The sequence below is a fragment of the Micromonospora yongxingensis genome (assembly GCF_052601155.1).
This window is the reverse complement of sequence record NZ_JBQXEO010000013.1, coordinates 73,449-94,111: the sequence shown is the minus strand read 5'-3', so window position 1 is coordinate 94,111 and position 20,663 is coordinate 73,449. Positions and strand designations below refer to the sequence as shown.

Genomic DNA, 20,663 nt, shown 5'->3' with positions numbered 1-20,663 from the left:
GGGGAGCCCCTGCGTACATCCGCCCCGATCACGCGGTGCGGTGTTCGCGGACGAGGTCGAGCATCTCGTCCACCGAGCCGGCCGGATCGGTGACGGGGAACTGCACGGCCCGGACCGTCGCCGTCGGGTCGACGAGCAACGTCAGCCGCTTGAACCGGGGGACTCCACCAGCGCGGAAGGTGGGCAGCAGCAGCCCTGCGGCGAGCCGACCGTCCTGGTCGGACAGCAGCGGGAACGGCAGCCGGGCGTGCGAGGCGAACTCGGCGAGCTGGTCCGGCCGCTGCGTGCTGACGCCTCGCACGTCCGCACCGGCGGCGCGGAAGTCCGCGTACCGGGTGGCGTAGGTGTTCGACTCCAGCGTGCAGCCCCGTGCACCGGGAATCTCCGCCCAGCCCGGCGGATACGCGTGCGCCTCCGGCGCGTACGCCCCGGGAAAGAAGTAGAGGACGTTCCAGGCGTCGGTGCCGGTCAACGCGACCGGCTGCCCGTCGGGTCCGGGGAGGGCGACGTCGGGCAGTCGCCGGCCGATCAGGTCGTGCACCCGGCGCGCCTCGCCAGAGGTGGCGTCGGCGGTCGCGGTCAGCTCTCCGTCGCCCATCAGGTGCCTCGTCCCCCAGTCCTGCAGTGCGATCAGCACCGGTAGCAGACCCTCACCCCTGGCGGTGAGCAGGTAGTCGTGGCGCGGTGGGTGCTGCGAGTACGGCCGGCGCTCCAGCACACCGTGCTCGACCAGCGCGGTGAGGCGCTCGGTCAGCGCCCGCCGGCTGACGCCGAGCTCCCGTTGGAGCGCGTCGAAGCGGGTCGTCCCGCCCGCGATGTCGCGCACGATGAGGAACGTCCACCAGTCCCCCAGCACGCCGAGCGCCTGCGCGATGCCGCAGTCCGCGTCGGCAAGATCCTCCCGCCGCACCCGTCACCCCCGTCCGTGTCGGCTTCGACTATAGTCCGTTCCAGATTGGAACGCACTGGCTCGGCTGAACGGGGGCGGACGACATGCGCGTCGGAGAGCGGGCCGGAGTGTTCTGGCGATGGTGGACCGCCGGCACGACCAGCATGGTCGGGTCGGCGGTCGGCGCGGTGGCCCTGCCGCTGACGGCGCTCACCGTGCTCGACGCCACCGCGTTCCAGATGGGCCTGATCGCCGCGGCCAGCTACGTCGCCTGGATCGTGATCGGGCTGCCCGCCGGCGTCATCGTGCAGCGCCTCCCGCTGCGGGGCGCCCAGATCGGCGCCGACCTGGCCCGCGCGGTCGCCGTCGCGTCGATCCCCCTCGCCTGGTGGTGGGGCCACCTCACCGTCGCCCACCTGGTGGTGACCGCGCTCGTGGTCAGCTTCGCCAACGTGCTCTTCGACGTGGCCAACTCGACCTTCCTGCCCAGCATCGTCGACCGTGAACAGCTCCAGTCGCGCAACAGCCTCACCTCGGCCACCCACGCCGCCACCCAACTCAGCGGCCCCGCGCTCGGCGGCTTCGCCGTGCACGCACTCGGCGCGGTGCCCACCCTGCTCGTCGACAGCGCCAGCTACCTCGTCTCGGCCGCGCTGCTGCGTACCCTGCCCGCCCGCCGCGCCGACGCGCCGGACCGCTGGCCGCCGGTCGGCGAGCTGATCCGCCAGGGCTGGCGCTTCGTCGCGTACCACCCGGTGATGGGCCCGAGCATGTGGGCGGCGACGGCGATGAACTTCGTCTGCGGCGCCCAGTTCGCGCTCTACCCGCTCTACCTGGTCCGTGAGCTGCACGCCCCCGCCGGTCTGGTCGGGGTGCTCCTCGCCGTCGAGGGTGCCGGCGCGCTCGTCGGGGCGGCGCTCACCTCATGGATCACGGCACGGATCGGCACCGCACGCGCGCTGATCGCCGCCGGGTTCACCACGGTCGCCGGGGCGTTCCTGATCCCCTGGGGCACCGGCTGGCCGGCGTACGCCGCCTTCGCCGCCGGCAACGTCATCTTCTCCCTCGGGACGGTGGTCCTCAGCGTCACGACCCGGACCTACCGGCAGATCGCCAGCCCGCCCGACCTGCTCTCCCGGGTGATGGCGACGGTGCGGTTCGTCTCCTGGGGCGCGATCCCGGTCGGCGGGCTGGTCGCCGGCGCGGTGGCCGGGCCGCTGGGCGCCCGGGCGACCCTGCTGATCGTCGCCGGCGTGGTGGTCGCCGCGCCGCTGGTGCTGCTGCTCTCCCCCGTCCGGCACCTGCGCGACCTCACCGACCACGACCGCGACGAGGGCCCGACCCAACCCGACGCGCCGGCGGTCACCGTCGGAGGTCGGTGACCACACGGCCTGTCAGAGGCTGCCGGCGACCCGACGCACCCGGGCCGCGTCGGCGAGCACATCGACGCTGTGCACGTACTGGTCGATCGCACCCAGCGGCGGCCGGTGGCGCAACGCCGGGTCGGTGATGGCGGCACTCAACGCGGCGGCGACCCGCTCGGCGCGCAGCACCAGGAACGGGCGGCTGTGAAAGGGCTCGGCCCGGGCGCGCACCGGCGCCGCCAGACCGGTCTCGTCGGTCCATCGGGCCACCGTCTCCAGGGCCTCGACGAGCCCGGCCTGGCGCCGTGCCCAGTCGCCGGGGCCGAGCGCGTCGCCAAGCGCCGCAATCACCGGCTCGGCGCCGGCGACCCGGCCGAAGACCGTGCCGAGCCACTTGTCGTACGGCGGCCAACGCCGGTGCAGCAGCAGGCCGAGCCGCATCAGGTCCCGGGCCAACCCGGCGGCCACCACCCGGCTGCCCAACTCGTCACCCACCTCGGCGCACCGGCCGGGCAGGTGCTCCGCCTGCGCGATCCGGGTCCAGGCGGCGGCGAGCACGTGCCGCCACACGTCCGACGGATACCAGTCCACCGCCGCACGCCGGGCCGTCAGCGCGCCGGCGAGACCGTCGTGGAACACCGCACCGCCGGTCACCTCCGCCAACCGCTGTGTCGGGATGGCGAGCCAGTCCGCCGTGGTGACCCCGGCGGCCGGGTCGAAGCCGAGCCGGCAGCGCCACCAGCCAGCCAGCTCGTCGACGCTGACCCCGTGCCGGCTGCCCGCCGGATCGGCGCGTCCCAGCCGCTCGTTCTCGCCGGCGAAGCGGGTCGGCCAGCCGAGGAATTCCATCGGCAACTCGGCGCTCAGCGCGGCGTGCAGGTCGGGGATCCGGGCCGCCTCGGCCGCCGGGACGAACAGCTGCAGGCGCGGCCCCCAGTCGTGGTCGGTGGACCGCGCGGTGTCCAGGCCGAGCAGCTCCGACCCGCCGTCGAGTAGTCCGGCCGCGTACCGCAGATCGGGGTCATGGCGGCGCAGGATCGGCGCGACCACCTCGTCGTGGTAGCGGCGGGCCAGCGTCAGGCCGGGAAGGAACGCCATACCGGCAGTCTGCGCCGCGCGGCGACCAGCCCGCACGGCGGTTTGCCGGCCCGGACGTCCCTGGAGGTCATAGCCTGGATCGGAGTGCCCGCGCGGGCACCCCGACCGGGAGGACCGACGTGGCACCGAACGAGGCGAACCCGGCGGCGACCCGCCGTCGCCGGCAGCTGTGGGCCGGGGTCCTCGCGCTTGTCGGCCTGGTTCTGCTGGTCATCGGCCTCACCGTGGCCGACGGCGTCGCGGCCTGGGTCGAGGTGGTGGTGGCGATCCTGCTGCTGGTGGCGAGCTACGTCGTGCAGTACCTGGCCCGGCGGGAGACCCTCTACCGGCGCGGCGAGCGGCGCTGACACCACCGGCGGCCGGGCGTACCCCCGATCGTCGGAGGGCTGTGCCAGGCTGTCGGGCGTGGCACACCGATCCCCGATCCTGCTGATCGACGCACCCAGCCTCTATTTCCGCGCATACTTCGGCATCCCCGAGTCGGCCGCCTCGGCCGAGGACGGCACCCCGGTCAACGCGGTCCGTGGTTTCCTCGACATGCTCGCCACGCTGATCCGCGGGCGCGGTGCGGACCGGATGGTCTGCGCCATGGACTACGACTGGCGCCCGGCGTGGCGGGTCGACCTGCTGCCGTCGTACAAGGCGCACCGGGTGGCTCCGCAGGGCGGCGAGGTCGTACCGGACACGCTCTCCCCGCAGGTGCCGATGATCCTGGAGGTGCTGGCCGCCGTCGGCATCACCGTGGTCGGGGCGGCCGGCTACGAGGCCGACGACGTGCTGGGCACGCTGTCGGTGACCCAGCCGGGCCCGGTGGAGGTGGTCTCCGGCGACCGGGACCTGTTCCAGCTCATCGACGACGCCCGGCCGGTCCGGCTGCTCTACGTCGGGCGCGGCGTGGCAAAGCTCGACGACTGCGACGACGCGGCGGTGCGTGCCCGCTACGGTGTGCCGGCCGACCGGTACGCCGACTTCGCCGCGCTGCGCGGCGACCCCAGCGACGGCCTGCCCGGGGTGCCGGGCGTCGGCGAGAAGACCGCCGCCCGGCTCATCGAGCGGTACGGGAACATCGCCGGCATCCTGGCCGCCCTCGACGACTCGGACTCGTCCTTCGCGCCGGGCCTGCGCGCCAAGCTGGCGGCCGCCCGCGACTACCTGGCCGTCGCGCCGACGGTGGTCCGGGTCGCGCTGGACGTCCCCCTGCCCGAGCTGCCCACCGCGCTGCCGACGGCGCCCGTCGACCCGGACCGCCTGCTCGAGCTGGCCTCGACGTGGAACCTGGCCGGCTCGGCCCGCCGCCTGGTGGACGCCCTCGCCGCCCGCGCCGACGCCTGACCACCGACGGTCCGGTGACCGCCGGGCACGTCACGATGTCGCGGCCGACCCTCCCTGGTGGACGCGCAGTCCTGCGATGACGAGTTCGACCATGCGTCGCGCGTCGTAGCGGGGGTTGTTGTCCGCACCGATGCACAGGTTGCCGACGCCGCGCAGCAACTCGTATGCCTGCACGTCGCGGCGGATCTCGCCCGCTCTTGCAGCGGCGTCGAGCAGTTGGGCGCACACGGGCACGAGGCGGTCGATGAAGTAGGCGTGCAGGGTCTGGAAGGCGGCATCGTCGGACTGCAACGCCTCGGCGAGGCCGTGCTTGGTGACCAGGAAGTCGACGAAGAGGTCGATCCACCGCGCCAGGGCGGCGTGCGGGGTTCCGCTGCTCGCCAACAGCGTCGGGCCGGCCGCGGCGCATGCCTCCACCTGGTGTCGGTAGACGGCGACGATGAGGTCGGCGCGCGTCGGGAAGTGCCGGTAGATCGTGCCCACGCCGACGCCGGCCCGGGCCGCGATGTCGCGCACCGGGGCATCGACGCCGGAGGCGATGAACGCCGCGGCGGCAGCGTCCAGCAGTGTCTCCTGGTTGCGCCTGGCGTCGGCGCGCTTCCGGGGGGCTGGCGACCCTGACCCGCCGTCGGTGTCGACCACGGCCTCACCACCTCCGTCACTCCGCTTGGCAAACGGAACAGTGTTCCGTATATTGGTTAACGGAACACTGTTCCGCTTGCCCATGATGCCAGAACGGGCGAGCGGAACCCAGCCGCCCCTCAGGAGGAACAACTCATGCAGTACCGCACCTTGGGCCGCACCGGTGTGCAGGTCAGCACCCTCGTGCTCGGCGCCATGAACTTCGGCAGCCTGGGCCGTACCACCCAGGACGAGGTCACCGCCATGGTCGACACCGCCCTGGAGGGCGGGATCAACCTCATCGACACCGCCGACATGTACAGCCAGGGCGAGTCGGAGGAGATGGTCGGCAGGGCCATCGCCGGCCGCCGCGACGACATCGTGCTGGCCACGAAGGCGACCATGCCCATGGGCGACGAACGCAACCATCAGGGCAGTTCCCGACGGTGGTTGGTCACCGCCCTGGACGACAGCCTCCGCCGTCTGGGCGTCGACCATGTCGATCTCTACCAGATCCACCGCTGGGACCCGAGGACCAGCGACGAGGAGACCCTCTCGGCGCTGACCGACCTTCAGCGGGCCGGGAAGATCCGCTACTTCGGCTCCTCGACGTTCCCCGCGTACCGCATCGTGCAGGCCGAGTGGGCCGCCCGGGAGCACCACCTGAGCCGTTACGTCACCGAACAGCCCAGCTACTCGATCCTGCAGCGCGGGATCGAGACCCACGTCCTGCCCGTGACGCAGCAGTACGGGCTCGGCGTCCTGGCGTGGAGCCCGTTGGCCTCGGGCTGGCTGTCCGGTGCCGTCCGCGCGGGCCAGGACATCACCACCAGCCGCTCGACATTCATGCCGCAACGGTTCGACACCACGATGCCCTCCAACCGGGCCCGACTCGAGGCCGTCGAGCAGCTCGCGAAGATCGCCGACGGGGCCGGCCTGACGATGATCCAGCTCGCGCTCGGCTTCGTCACCGCACACCCCGCCGTGACCAGCGCGATCATCGGCCCCCGCACGATAGACCATCTGCACTCGCAGCTCGCCGCCGCGGACACCGTGCTCTCCGCCGACGTGCTCGACGCCATCGACACGATCGTCGCTCCCGGCGTCGACCTCGCCGCACACGAGAAGTTCGACACGCCGCCCGCCCTGCTCGACCCTGCGCAGCGGCGTCGCTGATCGCGTGGCGCGGGCTGCGCTGGTGACCGGCGAGATGGGTGGTGGTCAGTAGGCGTCGACCAGCGTGGTCCGCAGCTTGGCCAGCGCGCGGGCCAGCAGGCGGGAGACGTGCATCTGCGAGACGCCGACCTGTGCAGCGATTTCGCTCTGCGTCTGGTTGCCGTAGAAGCGCAGGGTGAGAATCTTCTGCTCACGCTCGTCGAGCGTGGCCAGCGCCGGGCCGAGCGCCACCCGCAGCTCAGCGATGGCGAACTCGGCGTCCTCGCCGCCCAGCATCTCGCCCAGTTCGGTGGCCCGCTCGCCGTCGCCGACCGGGGTCGACAGCGACACCGCGTTGTACGCCCGCGCACCTTCCAGTCCTTCCAGGACCTCTTCCTCGGTGAGCTTGAGGTGGGCGGCGATGTCGGCGACCGTCGGCGAACGACCCAACGTCTGCAGCAGCGTGCTGTTGGCGTCCGAGATCGCCAGCCGCAGCTCCTGCAGCCGGCGGGGCACCCGGATGTCCCACGTGCGGTCCCGGAAGTGGCGCTTGAGTTCCCCGACGATGGTGGGGATGGCGTAACCGGCGAAGTCGACGCCACGGGATGGGTCGAACTTGTCGACCGCCTTGATCAGGCCCAACGCCGCGGTCTGCGTGAGGTCCCCGGTCGGCTCGCCTCGCCCGCTGTATCGCCGGGCGAGGTGGGTGGCCAGCGGCAGCCACGCTTCGATGGCCCGATCCCGGAGCGCGGCACGTGACGGATCGTCGGCGGGCAACGCCGCCATTGCGAGGAGCAGCTTCGTGGCGGGTGAGTCGGTCGACGCGTCGTGGTTGATGCGAGCGCTCGTCGGGGTGGGCCGGTCGGTGGTGGTGATCATGCTGGTTCCTCCGCATCGCGACCGGTGGCACTCCGTCTCTCCGGCGCCGACCGTCTGAACAGACGGTAGACCAAAGGTCTGCTGAAACCTAACCGAAAGGCCGATGTGTCACTGGCCTCTGCTCTGACATGTCGCGAGCCGCATCACGGGCGGTGCGGGAGTCCCAGCTACGTCATACGGTTCGTGGTCGCAGGTCATCACAATGGACACAGCAAGCCGGGCGAGAACGTCAGTTCCGTTTTGGATGCACATGATCGTCATCCCCGCCATCCACGGCTGAGGAGCCCACGAGTGCAGGTCAGCATGGCCACCAGCGCGGGTAAGACCGGCCGACCGAACGAGGACTTCGCCGGCGCTGTTCCCGGCGCCGCTGTGCTGCTGGACGGCGCGGGCATCCCGGGCACCGAGTCCATCTGCTCCCACGGTGTCACCTGGTACACGCACCGTCTCGGCGGCGCGCTGCTCGGCCGGCTGTCGCGGGACGACGGGCGGGACCTTGCGGCGATCCTCGCCGACGCGATCAGCGAGACAGCGGCCGACCACCGCAGCACCTGCGACCTCAGCGACCCCAGCAGCCCGCAGGCGACCGTGGCGATCGTCCGCGCCCACCAGGGCCGCCTGGATCATCTCCTGCTCGCGGACTCCTTCCTCGTCCTCGACCTGGCCGGGGACGGCCCGCAGGTCATCACCGACGAGCGTGAGGTCGCCAGCAGGCGCCTCTGCTCGGCACCGCTGGAGGGCGTTGCGACGGGCACGCCGGAGTACGACCGCATCCGAGAGTCCTGCGTCCAGGCGATGCGGTCCCGACGCAACCAACCGGGCGGCTACTGGATCGCCAAGGATGATCCGCGGGCCGCGGAGGAGGCGGTGCGCGGCAGCCAATCCCTCGACGGCCTGGCCAGCCTCGCGCTGCTCAGCAACGGGGCCAGCCGCATCGTCAGCCCGTACGGCCTGACCGACTGGCCGGGCGTGCTCGGCCTGCTCGGCACGGACGGACCGGCCGAGGTCATCCGCCGCGTCCGGCAGGCCGAAGCCCGCGACCCCGTGGCCGCCGACGCCCGGGTTCCTGACGACGCCACAGTTGTGCACTGCACCCACCTGCCGCGTCGTCACTCCTCCCGGGGGCATCGCTGACCCGGCTCGCTGCCGGGTCAGCGATGCGGCGGTCAGTCGGCGCGGCGGGGCCGGGCCAGAGCCAGCCCGCCGACGACCAGGGCGATCAGCCCCACCACCAGGGCCACGTACGCTCCGCCGCGCCCGTTGCCGGTGCCGATGCCGCTGTCGGAGGTGACCACGACCAGCCCGCCGAGGGCCATGGCGATCAGCCCCGCCGCCAGGGCCACGAAGGCCCCGAGGTGCCCGGTGCCGAGCCGACCGCCGGGGCGGGCCAGCGCCAGCCCGCCGATGATCACGCCGACCAGCCCCAGCAGCCCGCCCACGCTCGCCCCGAGTCGACCGGCGCTCATGGTGGTGACACTGGCGGCGGCCGGCTGGGTCGACACCTGCGCGGCCGCCGGGGCGGCGATCCCGAGGCCTCCGATCAGGACGGCTCCGGTCACGGCGAGCACACGTCGGACTGACCTGAGGGCTACCGGTGAGCTCATGGTCCGCTCCCCTTTCGTACGTCTGGCTTCCGAGGTTCGGGATGTCGCCCTGATCCTGTCGCCGGTCGCACCGCGCGTCGTCCCGCAGCCGCAGGCAGTTCGCGCTGCCGCCGCTGACGCATCCCGCTGCTGCGGACGCCGCAGACGCCGCGAAGGTACTGCGTTCGCGGTAGGCGACAGCTCGTCCGCCAGCAGGAGTCGCCCCACGGTGACATCGGGCTAAGGTGCGCCCATGAGCACAGGACGGCCCGCTGTTCGGGGCGGTGTCAGAGACTGGGCCGTCGCCGTCTGCGTGGCGGCGGTGCTGCTGATCGCCGGGCTGTCCGAGGACCACCCCGCCACGAACACCGACCTGCTCGGCTACGCGCTGCTGGTCGCCGGTGGCCTGGCCCTGGCCGCGCGCCGCCGGGCTCCCGTACCCGTCCTGGCCGTCACCGGGCTGTGCGCGGTGGGCTACCAGGCGGTCGGCTTCGACGTGCCCGCCGTCGCGTTCCTGTTCGCCGTGTACGCCGCCGTGCGGGCGGGCCACCGCGTCGTCACGGTGGTGGCGGCCGTGCTGATGCTGGCCGCTCTCCCCCTCGCGGCCCTCGCCCTGCCACAGGAGATGTCCGTGACCGAGGCGCTCGCGCGTGCCCGGGGCGCCCTGGAACTGGCCTGGCTGGTCGCCGCCGGCGCCGCGGGTGAAGCGCTGCGGCAGGCCGAGCGGCGGGCGGACGAAGCCGAGCGCACGCGGGAGGAGACCGCGCGACGCCGCGCCGACGAGGAGCGACTGCACATCGCGCGGGAGCTGCACGACTCGCTCACCCACCAGATCTCGATCATCAAGGTGCAGGCCGAGGTCGCCGTCCACCTGGCGCGCAAGCGCGGTGAGCAGGTGCCGGAGGCCCTGCTGGCGATCCGGGAGGCCGGCCGTGAGGCGACCCGCGAGCTACGGGCGACCCTGGAGACGCTGCGCGACGACGGCAGGGCACCGCCGCACGGGCTCGACCAACTCCCGGACCTGGTGCAACGCGCCCGGATGACCGGCCTGGACGCGACGTTGACGATCGAAGGACAACGACCCGAGGTGCCCGCCGCGGTGGACCGGACCGCCTACCGGATCGTTCAGGAGTCGCTGACCAACATCGCGCGTCACGCCGCCGCCGCCTCGGCCTCGGTCCGCATCGACTACCGCCCGGACACCCTGGCGATCCGGGTCGACGACGACGGCAGTGCCACCCCGGACACCGCCCCGATGCCCGGCGTCGGGCTGCTCGGAATGCGCGAACGCGTCACCGCCCTCGGCGGTCGCCTCCGCGCGGAACCACGCGACGAGGGCGGCTTCAGCGTCCACGCCGAACTCCCCGTGAGCCGGACGGCATGATCCGCGTCCTGCTGGTCGACGACCAGCCGCTCCTGCGCAGCGGTTTCCGCGCGCTCCTCGACGTCGAGGACGACATCGAGGTGGTGGCCGAGGCCGCCGACGGTGCGGAGGGCCTGGCTCTCGCCAGGAAGCACCTGCCCGACATCGCGCTCGTCGACATCCAGATGCCCGTCCTGGACGGCATCGAGGCGACCCGGCGCATCGCCGCCGACCCGGCCCTGGCGCGGGTGCACGTCGTCATCCTGACCAACTACGGCCTCGACGAACACGTCTTCCACGCGCTGCGCGCCGGCGCCGCCGGGTTCCTCGTCAAGGACATCGAGCCCGAAGACTTCCTGCACGCCATCCGCGTCGCCGCGCGCGGTGACGCCCTCCTCGCGCCGTCGATCACCCGCAAGCTGATCGACCGGTACGTCACCGCGCCGCTGCACGCGGTTTCGGAGAGGACCCTGCACGGGCTGACCAATCGCGAACGCGAGACGGTGGCCCTGCTCGCACAGGGCCTGTCCAATGACCAGATCGCCGAACGCCTGGTGATCAGCCCGCTGACCGCCAAGACCCACATCAACCGGGCGATGACGAAACTCCACGCCCGTGACCGCGCCCAACTCGTGGTCCTCGCCTACGAATCCGGTCTGGTGACCCCGCGCAACCGCTGAAAGCCGGGAAGCTCGGCCAACGACCGGCGGCGCTCATCCCGACGGACGCGGATGCCCGACTGGAGCTTTCGGGGTGATCCGTGGCGAGGCGCTCGTCTAGGCGGTGGCGCGGCGGGCGCGAAGCCCGCCCCACAGCAGCAGGACGCAGATGCCGATCAGCACCGGCTCCAGCGCGAAGGCGGTGGCCAGTCCGTGCTGGTCCGCCAGGCTGCCGAGCAGGTAGGGGGAAGCGGCGGCGACCAGGCCGAGGATCATCTGCGAGCGGGCGTTGGCCCGGTCCTCGCGACCGTCGGCGGCGTCGAGGGTGAGCGCGAGTGCGAGCGGATAGAGGTTCGCGATGCCGACTCCACACAGGAACAACCCCAGGATCGCGAGGGCAGGTTGATCGGTCAGCCAGAACAGGACGAAGCTGGCAGCGGTGACCGCCAGGGAGGCGTACAGGAGGGCGACGCTCCGGCCGGCACGGCGGGTGAGCCGCGCGCCGAGCAGACGCCCGATCAGGATGCCGAGGTAGTTGCTGCTCAGCGCGGTGCTGGCCGCGGCGGCGGACAAGCCGGTGTGCAGGAGCATCTGAGGGCCGAAATACACCAGACAGAACTCGACCGCCGAACTGACCGCGGTCAGCACGGCGAACAGCCAGCAGGCCACCGGCAACCGTCCGGCTCCCCGGGTGGCGTGGCGCTGAGGCGCCGCCGGCAGCGGTTGACGGCGGTAGCGCAGGTAGAGCACCACGAGGACGGCGGCCGGCAACGCGAACGCGGCGCGCCAGCCCACCACGCTGGCCGCCAGCGCGCCGAGGACCAGCGGGGCGAACACCGCGGACGCGCCGGCGCCGATGTTGGCCTCGGTCAGCGCCCGGTCCCGTCGGCGACCGTGCCGGTCGGACAGGATCGCCTGGATCACGGTCAGCAGCGTCGTCCCGGCCAGGCCGAACACCCCGGCTCCGAGCAGGGTGGCGGGGACGCCCTGGCCAAGGGTGAACAGAGCCGCACCGATGACGGTGGCCAGAGCGGAGGACCACAGCAGCACGTCCCTGGCCAGGCGGCGGGCCGCCCACGCGAACCCGGCGCCGGCCAGGGCCGCGCCCATCGACCACAACACCGAGTAGACGCCGAGCAGGGTGTAGGAGAACCCCACCTCCGCGCGCAACAGGCTCACCGCCGGCCCGAAGGCGTACAGCCAGAACGTGTAGCAGCCCACCGCGGCGTACGAGAGCACGGTCGGCGCGTCCCGCACGAACGAGTCGGCGTCTTTCGGCTCGGAGGGATCGGCCGAGGTCACCCCGGCAGCGCTCGGATCGCCCATCGCCGGCCTCTGCCTCGCTGTGTATCGATACACAAGTAGAGTCTGGGCCATGAACCGCCCCGCCGGCAACCCGAAGCAGCGGCCGACGATGCGCCAGGTGGCTCTCGCCGCCGGCGTCTCGCCGATGACGGTCTCCTACGCGTACTCCCAACCTGAGCGGGTGTCGGCCGAGGCTGCGGCGAAGGTACGCGCGGCAGCGCTCAAGTTGGGCTATCCCGGGCCACACCCGGCCGCCCGCTCCCTGCGTCGCGGGCGCGCGGGCTCGCTCGGCGTCGTGCTCGGTGAGCGGTTGAGCTACGCCTTCGACGATCCGCAGGCGGCGCGCTTCCTCGCGGGGGTCTCCGACGTGTGCGCCGCCGAGGGCGTCGGACTCACCCTGGTACCGATCACCGGCGCACCCTCCGACGCCCAGCGCGTCGCGCAGGCAGCCGTGGACGGCTTCGTGGTCTGGACCACCAGCGACGACGATCCGGTCCTGGACGCCGTCACCGACACCGGCCTGCCCGCGGTGGTCCACGCCGGTCCGCACGGACGGGGGATGCCGGTGATCGGCATCGACGACCGGGCCGCAGCCGCCGCGATCGGACAGGTGGCGTTCGCCGGCGCCCGGCGTCCGCTCGTGCTCGGCTTTCCGCTCGACCGGAGCCGCACCCGTCACCTGCTCACCGGCGACGAACCGGTAGGCATGAGGTTCCCGGTGACCCGCCACCGGTGGGAGGGCTTCCGTGACGCCTGGACGCACGCGGACCATCCGGCCGCGGATCTGCGACTGGCCGTCTGCCCGGTCAACCACATCAGCGAGGGCGAGACCTTCGCCTCGGAGCTGCTGGAGGGCAGCGACCCGCCGGACGCCATCGCTGCGATGAGTGACGAACTCGCCCTCGGTGCCATGCGAGCCGCCGCACGCGCCGGCCTGCGCGTACCCGACGACCTGGCCGTGACCGGCTGGGACGACAGCGACACGGCCGCACCCGCCGGGCTGACCACCCTGGCACAGTCCCTGCGCGAGCAGGGCGCTCACTGCGCCCGGGCCGCCCTCGGACGCCCCACCAGGGCCGCAGCGCGGCACGAGTGGCGCGTCGTGGCGCGCACGACCACCCGCCGTCCGAACACGACCGGAGTCACCGACGGCGCGGCGTGACCAACCCCGACTCGTACGCCCACACGACCAACTGGGCACGGTCACGGCAGTGCAGCTTCGTCATGGCCCGGTTGACGTGTGTCTTGGCGGTCAACGGGCTGATCACCATGCGCGCGGCGATCTCGTCGTTGCTCAGCCCCCGGGCGACGAGCTCGACCATCTCCTGTTCGCGGGCCGTCAGCACGGGGCGGCCGGCGGCCGGGTCGGCCCGGGGCGGGCCGGCGACGAACTCACTGATGAGCGCCCGCGTGACCACCGGTGCGAGCAGCGCGTCCCCGCGAGCCACGACAGCGACGGCCTGCAGCAGGTCAGCGGGGTCGGCGTCCTTCAGGAGGAACCCGCTCGCGCCCGCGCGGAGGGTGGCGAAGACGTAGGAGTCGAGCCCGTAGTTGGTCAGGACGAGGACGCGAACCGCGGCGAGGTCGGGATCGGCGGCGATGCGGCGGGTGGCTTCGATGCCGTCGAGTCCCGGCATCTGCACGTCCATGAGCACGACGTCCGGCCGTAGGCGTCGCGACAGGTCGACGGCCGCGGCGCCGTCGGCGGCCTCCCCCACGACCTCCAGGTCGTCCTCGGCGTCGAGCAGTACCCGGAATCCGGCCCGCATCAGAGCCTGGTCGTCGGCGAGCAGAACGCGGATCATGCGGAGCCGTCCAGCGGGAACCGGGCTCGTACCGCGAAGCCGCCGTCGTCACGGGCGGCGGCGTTCAGCACGCCGCCCAGTCCGGTGACCCGCTCCCGCATACCGCGCAGGCCCACACCGGGTGTCACCGGCCGGACCGACGACGCCTGGCCGTCGTCGGTGACCGAGACGGTCAGCTCCGCCGGGGCGTACTCGACGGTGACCCGCGCCGTGGCGGGGCCGGCGTGGCGGGCTACGTTGGTCAGGGCCTCCTGGACGACCCGGTACCCGGCCTGGTCGACCTCGGCGGGCAGGTCGCGGCGCTCACCCGTGACGGTCACCTGCACCGGCACGCCGGCCGCCCGGGTCCGCTCGGCGAGCTCGTCCACCCGGGCCAACCCGACGCAGTCCGCGGCGGAGGGCGAGCGCAGGACGTCCAGCGTCGACCGCAGTTCCCGCATCGCGGCGCTGCTGGCCTCCTGGATCGCCAGCAGCGTGGCCGACGGTTCCTCGCCGTGCTTGCGGGCCAGGTGCAGGGCGATCCCCGCCTGCACCTTGATGACGGAGATGCTGTGGGTCAGTGAGTCGTGCAGATCCCGGGCGATGCGCAGGCGCTCCTCCCCGGCGCGGCGCAACGCCATCTCCTCACGGGTGCGTTCGGCCTCGACCGCCCGCTGCTCGACCTGTTCCAGGTACGCCCGACGCTGCCGGGCGACGAGCCCGGCGACGTTCGCGGCCACGAACCAGCCCAGCAGCAGGGCGCTGCGCTCGACGATCTGCTGACCGGGCCGTCCGGCGGGCGCGACCGAGATGTCGCGGGCCAGGAAACCGCCGAGGAAGACGACGCTGGCCAGGGCGGTGACCAACCGGTGCCCCCGCCAGGCGGCCACGTAGACCGCGCCGAGGACGGGAAACGCGGCGGCCACCCCGGCGTGCACCCGGAGGTGGAGGCCCAGCATGGCGGCGGTCACCGCGATCAACGCCACCACCGGGTGGCGCCGGCACACCGCCACGGCCGCCGCCATGACCACGAGCAGGGCGACGTCGACCGCCCGCACCGGTGCGGCGTCCGGCGCGATCACGGCGTTGGCGAACAGGAGGACGCCGAGGGTGAGGCCGCTGAGGGCGTACGGCAGGTCGCGGCGCATGGTCGAACTGTAGAACGGCCGTCGTGGCGGAAGCGTCCCGCGCGCGCAGTAGATGAGGCGTACTGCGGGCGCGGTATCGGCGGCGGGGCAAGTGCCTGCGGCGGCACGACGCTTTCCCGGCCCGCCGAGGCAAGCATCGAGTCCATGACATACCGCTTCTTCGTTCCCCCTCCCCCGAAGGCCGCGACCGGCCTCACCGCGGAGGTCTACGGGCAACTGCGCGACGAGTTCCTCGGGCCGGCGCCCACCTTCCAGGCACTCTCGGCCGTGCCGGAGGTGCTGGCCGCGACCTGGGCGCTGATGCGCGAGGCCCTGCTCGCCGGGGACGCGTCCCGGGTCGACCGCGAGGTCGTCGCGTCGGCGGTGTCGCGGGCCAACCGCTGCCGGTTCTGCGTCGACGCCCACGTGATGCTGCTGCACGCGCTGAGCGAGCACGAACTGGCCGAGGCCATCGCCGCGGGTGCAACGCCACCGGCGCCGGGACACGCCGAACTCGTCGGCTGGGCCGAGGCCAGCCGCAACCCGAAGGCCGCCGCCTGGACCAGCCCGTACCGCCCCGAGGTCACCGGCACCCTGCTCGCCTTCCACTTCATCAACCGGGTCGTCTCGGCGCTCCTCGACCCGGATCTGCTGCCCGCCGGTCTGCAACGCTCACGCGTGGTGCGGTCCGTCGGAGGTCGTCTCTACGCCAGGACTGCCCGGGAGCCGAAGGAGCCGGGCCGCGGTCTGTCGCTTCTCGACGCCCGCACCACTCCGCCGGCCTGGGCCGGGGACAGCCCGGTCGGCGTCGCGTACGCGGCGCTGCGCGACGCCGCCCTGCGAGGCGGTGAGCTGCTGGGCGACGTGGCCCGCCAGACCGTCACGGCGACCGTTCGCTGGGAGGACGGACGGCACCCGGACCGGCCCGCGGAGTGGGCCGCCGACCTGATCCGGGACCTGCCCGGCACGGACCGCGTCGGGACGCGCATCGCGCTCCTGGCGGCGTTCGCGCCCCACGCGATCCGATCGGGCGACGTCGCGCTCTGGCGGCTCTCCCACCCGACCGACGGCGACCTCGTGCGCCTGGTCGCGTACGGCGCGATCGCGGCCACCGATCACGTTGCCCGGGCACTGGCCCCGGCTCACCTCTAGGAGGTCACCATGCGCAAGGCCTTCGTCATCGTCAGCGTTCTGCTGCTCGTCTCATTCGCCCTGCAGTTCCTCTTCGCCGCCGTCGGCGCGTTCACCAAGCCCGCGGGCGACGGCGCGTACGCCCTGCACAGCGTCAACGGGATGGCGGTGATCCCCGTCCTGACCCTGCTCACCATCCTGCTCGCCGTGCTGGCGAGGGCGCCGGGCCGGCTCGTCGGACTGGCGATCCTGCCGCTCGGCCTCGTCCTCGTGCAGGTGCTCGTCGCCGCTCTCGCGAACGGATCCACCGACGCCGCGGGCGCCACCACCGCGTTCGGCCTCACCATCGGAGCACTGCACGCCCTCATCGGAATCATCGCGGTGCACGTCGTGGTCGGCGTCAGCCGGGGAGCGCGAAGGCTGGCCCAGCCGGCGCCGGCCGACGTCACTCCGGCGACCGTCAGGGAGCCGGCATGACGACCGGCTCCCTGCTCGCGGCCGACCTCGTGATCGCGGTCCTCGCGGCCGCCGGGTGGCTGGGCGGCGGCGCCGCGTCGGCCGCCCGGCGCCGTCCCCTCGCGTTGGGGCTGGCCTCCTTCGCTCTGCTCGCGACGCTGGCGCGCGCGGTCACCATCACCGCGCTGGCCCGCGCCGGCTGGTGGTTCGCGGCGGAGAAGGTCCTGGTCGCCGCGCCGCTGTCGCTCGCGGCGGTGGCCGCAGCCGGGCCACGGCTGCTGCGGCCCCCGGGCGACATCCGGTCCGTCGCGGTCCCGCTCCTCTTCGCCGGGTACGCCGTGAGCGGCGGCCTGCTCGTCACGGTCCTGCACGGCTATCCGGCGTCGGCGGGCGCGGGGCTGCTCGCGGTCGCCGGGGTCGTCGCGGCCACCGTGGTGTCGTGGCGCGTCCTCGGCCGGCGCCCATCCCGGACGGTGTCCCGGACGGCTGTCGTGGTGGCGGTGGCGGCGCTGGTGACCGGAACCGGGCTGGCTGCCGCTCCGGGCGCCGCTCCCGCCGTACCCCATGATCGTGAATATCGGGATGCGCGGACCGTGGGTGAATCGACCAGGCGGTTCACCCTGACGGCCGGGACCGCCACGGTGAACGTCAGCGGCCGGGACGTCGCGGCGTGGGCGTTCAACGGGCAGGTTCCCGGGCCGGAACTGACCGCCACCGTCGGCGACGTCCTTGAGGTGACGCTGCGCAACCGGGACATTGAGCGGGGCGTCACGCTGCACTGGCACGGGTACGACGTGCCGAACGACCAGGACGGGGTGCCCAGCGTGACGCAGGCGGCGGTGCTGCCCGGGCAGGAGTTCGTCTACCGCTTCCGCGCCGATCAAGCCGGGACCTACTGGTACCACACGCACGCGGTGTCCGACATCGGCGTGCGGAAGGGCCTCTACGGCGTCCTGGTGGTGCGCCCGGCGCCGGTTACCGGCGTCGACGTCACGGTGCCGGTGCACACCCTGGACGGCCTTCCGCTGCCCGCGCCGAGAACGGAACCGGTCGAGGCGGGGACACCCGTGCGGCTGCGGCTGATCAACACCGACAGCACGACGCACCGGTACGCCCTGGCCGGGACCCCGTTCCGGGTCGCCGCGATCGACGGCTCCGACCTGCGGGGCCCGACCTCGCTCGTGGACACCGCCGTGTTGATCCCGGCCGGGGGACGCTACGACCTGGTGTTCACCGCGCCCACCACACCGGTGGCCCTGTTCGTCGACGGACGTGCGGTCTACTCAACCGGGGTGGTGCCGGCGACGCCCGGCGCGTGGCCGGTGCTTGATCCGCTCACCTACGGCGTCGGCTCTCCGGTGCCCTGGTCGCGGTTCGACAAGGAGTTCACTCTCGTCCTCGATCGGGGCCTCGACCTGTCCGGACTACTTCCGCGGTACGCCCACACCGTCAACGGCGCCGCTGACCCGGACATCCCGCCCCAGGTCGTAGGGCTCGGCGACGTCGTCGCGTTCACCATCGTGAACCGATCCCAGGTCGTGCACCCGTGGCACCTGCACGGACACCACGTCCTGGTGCTGTCCCGCAACGGGAAACCGGCGACCGGGAGTCCGTTGTGGCTGGACTCGTTCGACGTCCGTCCCGGCGAGGTCTGGACGGTGGCGTTCCGGGCCGACAACCCCGGCATGTGGGCCAACCACTGCCACAACCTGGCCCATGCCGACGCCGGCATGACGCTGCACCTGATGTATTCCTGATCCCGAGGGCGTTCCCCGACCACGCGCGCTGAACTGCCACCGACTCGTACCGACCTGGCTAGTGCGGGTAGGAGTCGCCGATCACCAGTTCCCGGATCTCGAGGATGCCGGGCCAGAACGGGGAGAGCGGGTCCTTACCGCGGCGCAGCCAGAGGGTCGTGCCGTCGGCGGCCGTCGCGGTCTCGATGACGTGGTCGGCGTCCGCCTCGATGCGGCCGGTCTCGACCGGGCCCAGGCCGAGCATCTCCGCCTCGGTCCGCAGGTCGGCGCGGGCGAGGTACAACAGGGCGGCGCGGCCCGGCTCCACGCTGACCGCGGCGGGCTAGACGCGGGCCAGCCACGGCTCCAGCGCCTCCACGGCCCCGGCAGGACGGCCATTGTCGCCGCCCCGCCCGTGACGGGAGTCCCACCTTTGGCGGGTGACAGCATCACCCGCAGCGGGATCCGATCGGACATCCTCCTGCCGGGGCACCTACCGTTGAGGCGGTGGACAGGACAGCAGCGCAAGGGGTCGGGTGGTGACAATCGGGGACGAGGCGCCGGCCTCCCGTCGAGACCGCGGTGGGTTTCTGCGATGGGTGGAGCTGACGGACGGCGACACGGACGTGTCGGGCTATCCGTTCACGCTGCCCGTCGTCGCCGGACTGCGGGCGGGCGGCCGGTTGGAGCTGGATGCGGCGGTGACGTTCCTGACCGGAGACAACGGCACCGGCAAGTCGACGCTGATCGAGGCGATCGCGGTAGCCGCCGGGTTCAACCCCGAGGGCGGATCCACCAACTTCCGGTTCAGCACGCGTGCCACCGAATCGTCGCTCGGTGAGCGCCTGCGACTGGTCCGCGGGGTCCGTAAGCCGCGCACCGGGTTCTTTCTGCGTGCCGAGTCGTTCTACAACGTGGCCACCGAGATCGACCGCCTCGGTGTGGCCGACGGCTACGGCGGCACCAGCCTCCACGAACGATCCCACGGCGAGTCGTTCCTCGACCTGGCCACCCACCGGTTCAAGCCCCGAGGTCTGTACCTGCTCGACGAGCCGGAAGCCGCTCTGTCCGCCCACGGCTGCCTGGCGCTGCTCACCCGCATCCACGACCTCGCGCAGGCTGGCTCACAGTTCGTCATCGCCACCCACTCCCCCATCCTGCTGGCCGTCCCGCACGCCCGGATCCTGAACATCGAAGCCAACGGCACCATCAGCCAGGTCGACTACGACGACGCACAACCGGTGCTGCTGACCCGATCGTTCCTGGCCAACCCGCAACGGTTCCTGCACCACCTGTTCAACGACGACAGCTGACCCAGGCCGGCACGTGCGGGCGCGCCAGGAACCACAAGCCGGTGTACGACCCGACCTCATCGTCCTGGCCGCTGCCGACACTTACCGCATCGGCCTCGGCGCCGCCCCTGATCCCGCCTTTGCCATCAACCGGTGGCGCCGTAAACGGCGGCGCCCATCGGCTCGTCGAGTTCCAGATCCGTTGCCGCGGCGACCCGGGCGATCATCATGTATTGCCCGATCACCATCAGGAGTTCGACCACCTCGCGCGGGGAGAGTCGCCCTGTCAGTTCGGTGACGGTTTCGTCGGAGGGGCGGACGTCGCGGACGACTTCGGTCGTGAAATGCAGGACAAGCCGCTGGTCTGCCGAGAAACAGCCGGCCTCGATCTCGTCGCGCCGGAGCGCGTGGATCATCTCGTCGGTGGCGCCGACGGAGCGGGCGATCGGCTCGTGCTGAACCCACTCGTACCTGACGTCGCTCAGCCGGGCTACTCGCAGGATCGCGATCTCGCGGAGCAGCGGGTCGAGGGCCAGGTCCTTGAGCAGGGTGCCTCCCCAGCGCATCCAGGCTGGAAAAGCCGTCTCGGCGTTGGCCATCACGCGGAAGAAGTTCAGGGGAAGCGCGGCCTCCAGCGCCTCGCGGACCGCCGCTGGGGCGGCGGCAGGGTTCACGTACGGTAGGCGACTCACAATTTTCCCCTCGTCATCGGCACATCAGGCCTCATGCCATTATCCGATCGCCGCCAGCTGCCGGACCGGCATTCGGGAAAGCGCAAGTGGTGACCGATGACCGGCCGCCACGGCGACCTGGTGAAGAGAGCCTCCACGATCCACGTGGGCGGTCACCGCGTCAGAAGACCTGGTTCCGCGGGACGGTCAACACCCCG

21 protein-coding genes and 1 pseudogene are annotated in these 20,663 nt (G+C 72.6%); 12 read left to right on the top strand and 10 right to left on the bottom strand.

The genetic code is table 11. The features are described 5' to 3' along the window. Window positions 1-28 precede the first annotated feature (28 nt). Window positions 29-910, bottom strand: coding sequence for a winged helix-turn-helix transcriptional regulator (locus tag ACTWLT_RS17560; protein ID WP_445319313.1), 882 nt, complete (start codon window positions 908-910; stop codon window positions 29-31). An 83-nt stretch (window positions 911-993) separates the two neighbouring features. Here ACTWLT_RS17560 and ACTWLT_RS17555 point away from each other — a divergent pair, with 83 nt between their 5' ends. Further along, window positions 994-2,271 carry an MFS transporter gene (locus tag ACTWLT_RS17555; RefSeq protein ID WP_445319312.1) on the top strand — a complete coding sequence of 426 codons (1,278 nt, stop codon included), beginning with the start codon at window positions 994-996 and terminating at the stop codon, window positions 2,269-2,271. A 12-nt stretch (window positions 2,272-2,283) separates the two neighbouring features. Here ACTWLT_RS17555 and ACTWLT_RS17550 read toward each other — a convergent pair whose 3' ends face one another. Beyond that, window positions 2,284-3,351 carry a DUF4037 domain-containing protein gene (locus ACTWLT_RS17550; protein ID WP_445319311.1) on the bottom strand — a complete coding sequence of 356 codons (1,068 nt, stop codon included), beginning with the start codon at window positions 3,349-3,351 and terminating at the stop codon, window positions 2,284-2,286. Window positions 3,352-3,470: 119 nt separating this feature from the next. Between ACTWLT_RS17550 and ACTWLT_RS17545 the strand changes: the two genes are divergently transcribed. Then, window positions 3,471-3,698, top strand: coding sequence for a hypothetical protein (locus tag ACTWLT_RS17545; RefSeq protein ID WP_252414134.1), 228 nt, complete (start codon window positions 3,471-3,473; stop codon window positions 3,696-3,698). A gap of 58 nt (window positions 3,699-3,756) precedes the next feature. After that, the gene (locus tag ACTWLT_RS17540; protein WP_252414135.1) at window positions 3,757-4,683 is read left to right on the top strand and encodes a 5'-3' exonuclease; all 927 of its coding nucleotides are present in this window, start codon (window positions 3,757-3,759) and stop codon (window positions 4,681-4,683) included. Window positions 4,684-4,713: 30 nt separating this feature from the next. On the opposite strand, the gene ACTWLT_RS17535 is transcribed toward ACTWLT_RS17540, so the two are convergent. Next, the gene (locus tag ACTWLT_RS17535; RefSeq protein WP_252414136.1) at window positions 4,714-5,325 is read right to left on the bottom strand and encodes a TetR/AcrR family transcriptional regulator; all 612 of its coding nucleotides are present in this window, start codon (window positions 5,323-5,325) and stop codon (window positions 4,714-4,716) included. 135 nt (window positions 5,326-5,460) lie between these two features. Between ACTWLT_RS17535 and ACTWLT_RS17530 the strand changes: the two genes are divergently transcribed. Further along, window positions 5,461-6,480, top strand: coding sequence for an aldo/keto reductase (locus ACTWLT_RS17530; protein ID WP_445319310.1), 1,020 nt, complete (start codon window positions 5,461-5,463; stop codon window positions 6,478-6,480). 45 nt (window positions 6,481-6,525) lie between these two features. Here the strand turns inward: ACTWLT_RS17530 and ACTWLT_RS17525 are convergent, their stop codons facing one another. Further along, complete coding sequence (locus tag ACTWLT_RS17525) at window positions 6,526-7,338, bottom strand: SigB/SigF/SigG family RNA polymerase sigma factor (protein WP_445319309.1); 813 nt, start codon at window positions 7,336-7,338, stop codon at window positions 6,526-6,528. Between the two features lie 291 nt (window positions 7,339-7,629). Between ACTWLT_RS17525 and ACTWLT_RS17520 the strand changes: the two genes are divergently transcribed. Beyond that, the gene (locus ACTWLT_RS17520; RefSeq protein WP_445319308.1) at window positions 7,630-8,472 is read left to right on the top strand and encodes a hypothetical protein; all 843 of its coding nucleotides are present in this window, start codon (window positions 7,630-7,632) and stop codon (window positions 8,470-8,472) included. 32 nt (window positions 8,473-8,504) lie between these two features. Here ACTWLT_RS17520 and ACTWLT_RS17515 read toward each other — a convergent pair whose 3' ends face one another. Next, window positions 8,505-8,897, bottom strand: a complete 393-nt coding sequence (locus ACTWLT_RS17515; RefSeq protein ID WP_445319307.1) for a DUF6223 family protein — start codon at window positions 8,895-8,897, stop codon at window positions 8,505-8,507. 277 nt (window positions 8,898-9,174) lie between these two features. On the opposite strand from ACTWLT_RS17515, the gene ACTWLT_RS17510 reads away from it, so the two are divergent. Both ACTWLT_RS17510 and ACTWLT_RS17505 read left to right on the top strand, forming a co-directional pair. Further along, window positions 9,175-10,305, top strand: a complete 1,131-nt coding sequence (locus tag ACTWLT_RS17510; protein ID WP_445319306.1) for a sensor histidine kinase — start codon at window positions 9,175-9,177, stop codon at window positions 10,303-10,305. Beyond that, complete coding sequence (locus ACTWLT_RS17505; RefSeq protein WP_252414141.1) at window positions 10,302-10,964, top strand: response regulator; 663 nt, start codon at window positions 10,302-10,304, stop codon at window positions 10,962-10,964. The genes ACTWLT_RS17510 and ACTWLT_RS17505 overlap by 4 nt, the downstream gene beginning before the upstream one ends. A 96-nt stretch (window positions 10,965-11,060) precedes the next feature. Here ACTWLT_RS17505 and ACTWLT_RS17500 read toward each other — a convergent pair whose 3' ends face one another. After that, window positions 11,061-12,269 carry an MFS transporter gene (locus ACTWLT_RS17500; RefSeq protein WP_445319305.1) on the bottom strand — a complete coding sequence of 403 codons (1,209 nt, stop codon included), beginning with the start codon at window positions 12,267-12,269 and terminating at the stop codon, window positions 11,061-11,063. 49 nt (window positions 12,270-12,318) lie between these two features. Here ACTWLT_RS17500 and ACTWLT_RS17495 point away from each other — a divergent pair, with 49 nt between their 5' ends. Beyond that, on the top strand, window positions 12,319-13,410 hold the full coding sequence (locus ACTWLT_RS17495) for a LacI family DNA-binding transcriptional regulator (RefSeq protein WP_445319304.1): 1,092 nt from the start codon (window positions 12,319-12,321) through the stop codon (window positions 13,408-13,410). On the opposite strand, the gene ACTWLT_RS17490 is transcribed toward ACTWLT_RS17495, so the two are convergent. Together ACTWLT_RS17490 and ACTWLT_RS17485 are read right to left on the bottom strand one after the other, a co-directional pair. After that, window positions 13,391-14,053 carry a response regulator gene (locus ACTWLT_RS17490; protein ID WP_445319303.1) on the bottom strand — a complete coding sequence of 221 codons (663 nt, stop codon included), beginning with the start codon at window positions 14,051-14,053 and terminating at the stop codon, window positions 13,391-13,393. The genes ACTWLT_RS17495 and ACTWLT_RS17490 overlap by 20 nt on opposite strands. After that, window positions 14,050-15,180, bottom strand: coding sequence for a sensor histidine kinase (locus tag ACTWLT_RS17485; protein ID WP_445319302.1), 1,131 nt, complete (start codon window positions 15,178-15,180; stop codon window positions 14,050-14,052). The genes ACTWLT_RS17490 and ACTWLT_RS17485 overlap by 4 nt, the downstream gene beginning before the upstream one ends. 144 nt (window positions 15,181-15,324) lie before the next feature. On the opposite strand from ACTWLT_RS17485, the gene ACTWLT_RS17480 reads away from it, so the two are divergent. Genes ACTWLT_RS17480 through ACTWLT_RS17470 form a run of 3 tightly spaced genes read left to right on the top strand, consistent with a single transcriptional unit; the run spans window position 15,325 to window position 18,503 of the window. Next, window positions 15,325-16,311: a carboxymuconolactone decarboxylase family protein gene (locus ACTWLT_RS17480; protein ID WP_445319301.1), complete on the top strand. Its 987-nt coding sequence runs from the start codon at window positions 15,325-15,327 to the stop codon at window positions 16,309-16,311. Between the two features lie 9 nt (window positions 16,312-16,320). Then, entirely contained in the window at window positions 16,321-16,767 is a 447-nt protein-coding gene (locus ACTWLT_RS17475) for a DUF6220 domain-containing protein (protein WP_445319300.1), read from the top strand. After that, window positions 16,764-18,503: a multicopper oxidase family protein gene (locus ACTWLT_RS17470; RefSeq protein WP_445319299.1), complete on the top strand. Its 1,740-nt coding sequence runs from the start codon at window positions 16,764-16,766 to the stop codon at window positions 18,501-18,503. The genes ACTWLT_RS17475 and ACTWLT_RS17470 overlap by 4 nt, the downstream gene beginning before the upstream one ends. A 58-nt stretch (window positions 18,504-18,561) precedes the next feature. On the opposite strand, the pseudogene ACTWLT_RS17465 reads toward ACTWLT_RS17470, so the two are convergent. Then, window positions 18,562-18,867 (bottom strand): annotated as a pseudogene (locus ACTWLT_RS17465) (hypothetical protein); the annotation flags it as partial. A 214-nt stretch (window positions 18,868-19,081) separates the two neighbouring features. Between ACTWLT_RS17465 and ACTWLT_RS17460 the strand changes: the two are divergent. Next, on the top strand, window positions 19,082-19,795 hold the full coding sequence (locus ACTWLT_RS17460) for an AAA family ATPase (RefSeq protein WP_445319298.1): 714 nt from the start codon (window positions 19,082-19,084) through the stop codon (window positions 19,793-19,795). Window positions 19,796-19,920: 125 nt separating this feature from the next. Here the strand turns inward: ACTWLT_RS17460 and ACTWLT_RS17455 are convergent, their stop codons facing one another. Continuing rightward, a complete protein-coding gene (locus tag ACTWLT_RS17455; RefSeq protein WP_445319297.1) occupies window positions 19,921-20,448 on the bottom strand; it encodes a carboxymuconolactone decarboxylase family protein in 528 nt (175 codons plus the stop codon). Between the last annotated feature and the right edge of the window lie 215 nt (window positions 20,449-20,663).

Excerpts from the sequence above, each read along its gene's own strand:
- ACTWLT_RS17555 (WP_445319312.1), top strand. The coding sequence starts at position 994 with ATGCGCGTCGGAGAGCGGGCCGGAGTGTTCTGGCGATGGTGGACCGCC.
- ACTWLT_RS17550 (WP_445319311.1), bottom strand. The coding sequence starts at position 3,351 with ATGGCGTTCCTTCCCGGCCTGACGCTGGCCCGCCGCTACCACGACGAG.
- ACTWLT_RS17530 (WP_445319310.1), top strand. The coding sequence starts at position 5,461 with ATGCAGTACCGCACCTTGGGCCGCACCGGTGTGCAGGTCAGCACCCTC.
- ACTWLT_RS17525 (WP_445319309.1), bottom strand. The coding sequence starts at position 7,338 with ATGATCACCACCACCGACCGGCCCACCCCGACGAGCGCTCGCATCAAC.
- ACTWLT_RS17510 (WP_445319306.1), top strand. The coding sequence starts at position 9,175 with ATGAGCACAGGACGGCCCGCTGTTCGGGGCGGTGTCAGAGACTGGGCC.
- ACTWLT_RS17505 (WP_252414141.1), top strand. The coding sequence starts at position 10,302 with ATGATCCGCGTCCTGCTGGTCGACGACCAGCCGCTCCTGCGCAGCGGT.
- ACTWLT_RS17500 (WP_445319305.1), bottom strand. The coding sequence starts at position 12,269 with ATGGGCGATCCGAGCGCTGCCGGGGTGACCTCGGCCGATCCCTCCGAG.
- ACTWLT_RS17495 (WP_445319304.1), top strand. The coding sequence starts at position 12,319 with ATGAACCGCCCCGCCGGCAACCCGAAGCAGCGGCCGACGATGCGCCAG.
- ACTWLT_RS17490 (WP_445319303.1), bottom strand. The coding sequence starts at position 14,053 with ATGATCCGCGTTCTGCTCGCCGACGACCAGGCTCTGATGCGGGCCGGA.
- ACTWLT_RS17485 (WP_445319302.1), bottom strand. The coding sequence starts at position 15,180 with ATGCGCCGCGACCTGCCGTACGCCCTCAGCGGCCTCACCCTCGGCGTC.
- ACTWLT_RS17480 (WP_445319301.1), top strand. The coding sequence starts at position 15,325 with ATGACATACCGCTTCTTCGTTCCCCCTCCCCCGAAGGCCGCGACCGGC.
- ACTWLT_RS17475 (WP_445319300.1), top strand. The coding sequence starts at position 16,321 with ATGCGCAAGGCCTTCGTCATCGTCAGCGTTCTGCTGCTCGTCTCATTC.
- ACTWLT_RS17470 (WP_445319299.1), top strand. The coding sequence starts at position 16,764 with ATGACGACCGGCTCCCTGCTCGCGGCCGACCTCGTGATCGCGGTCCTC.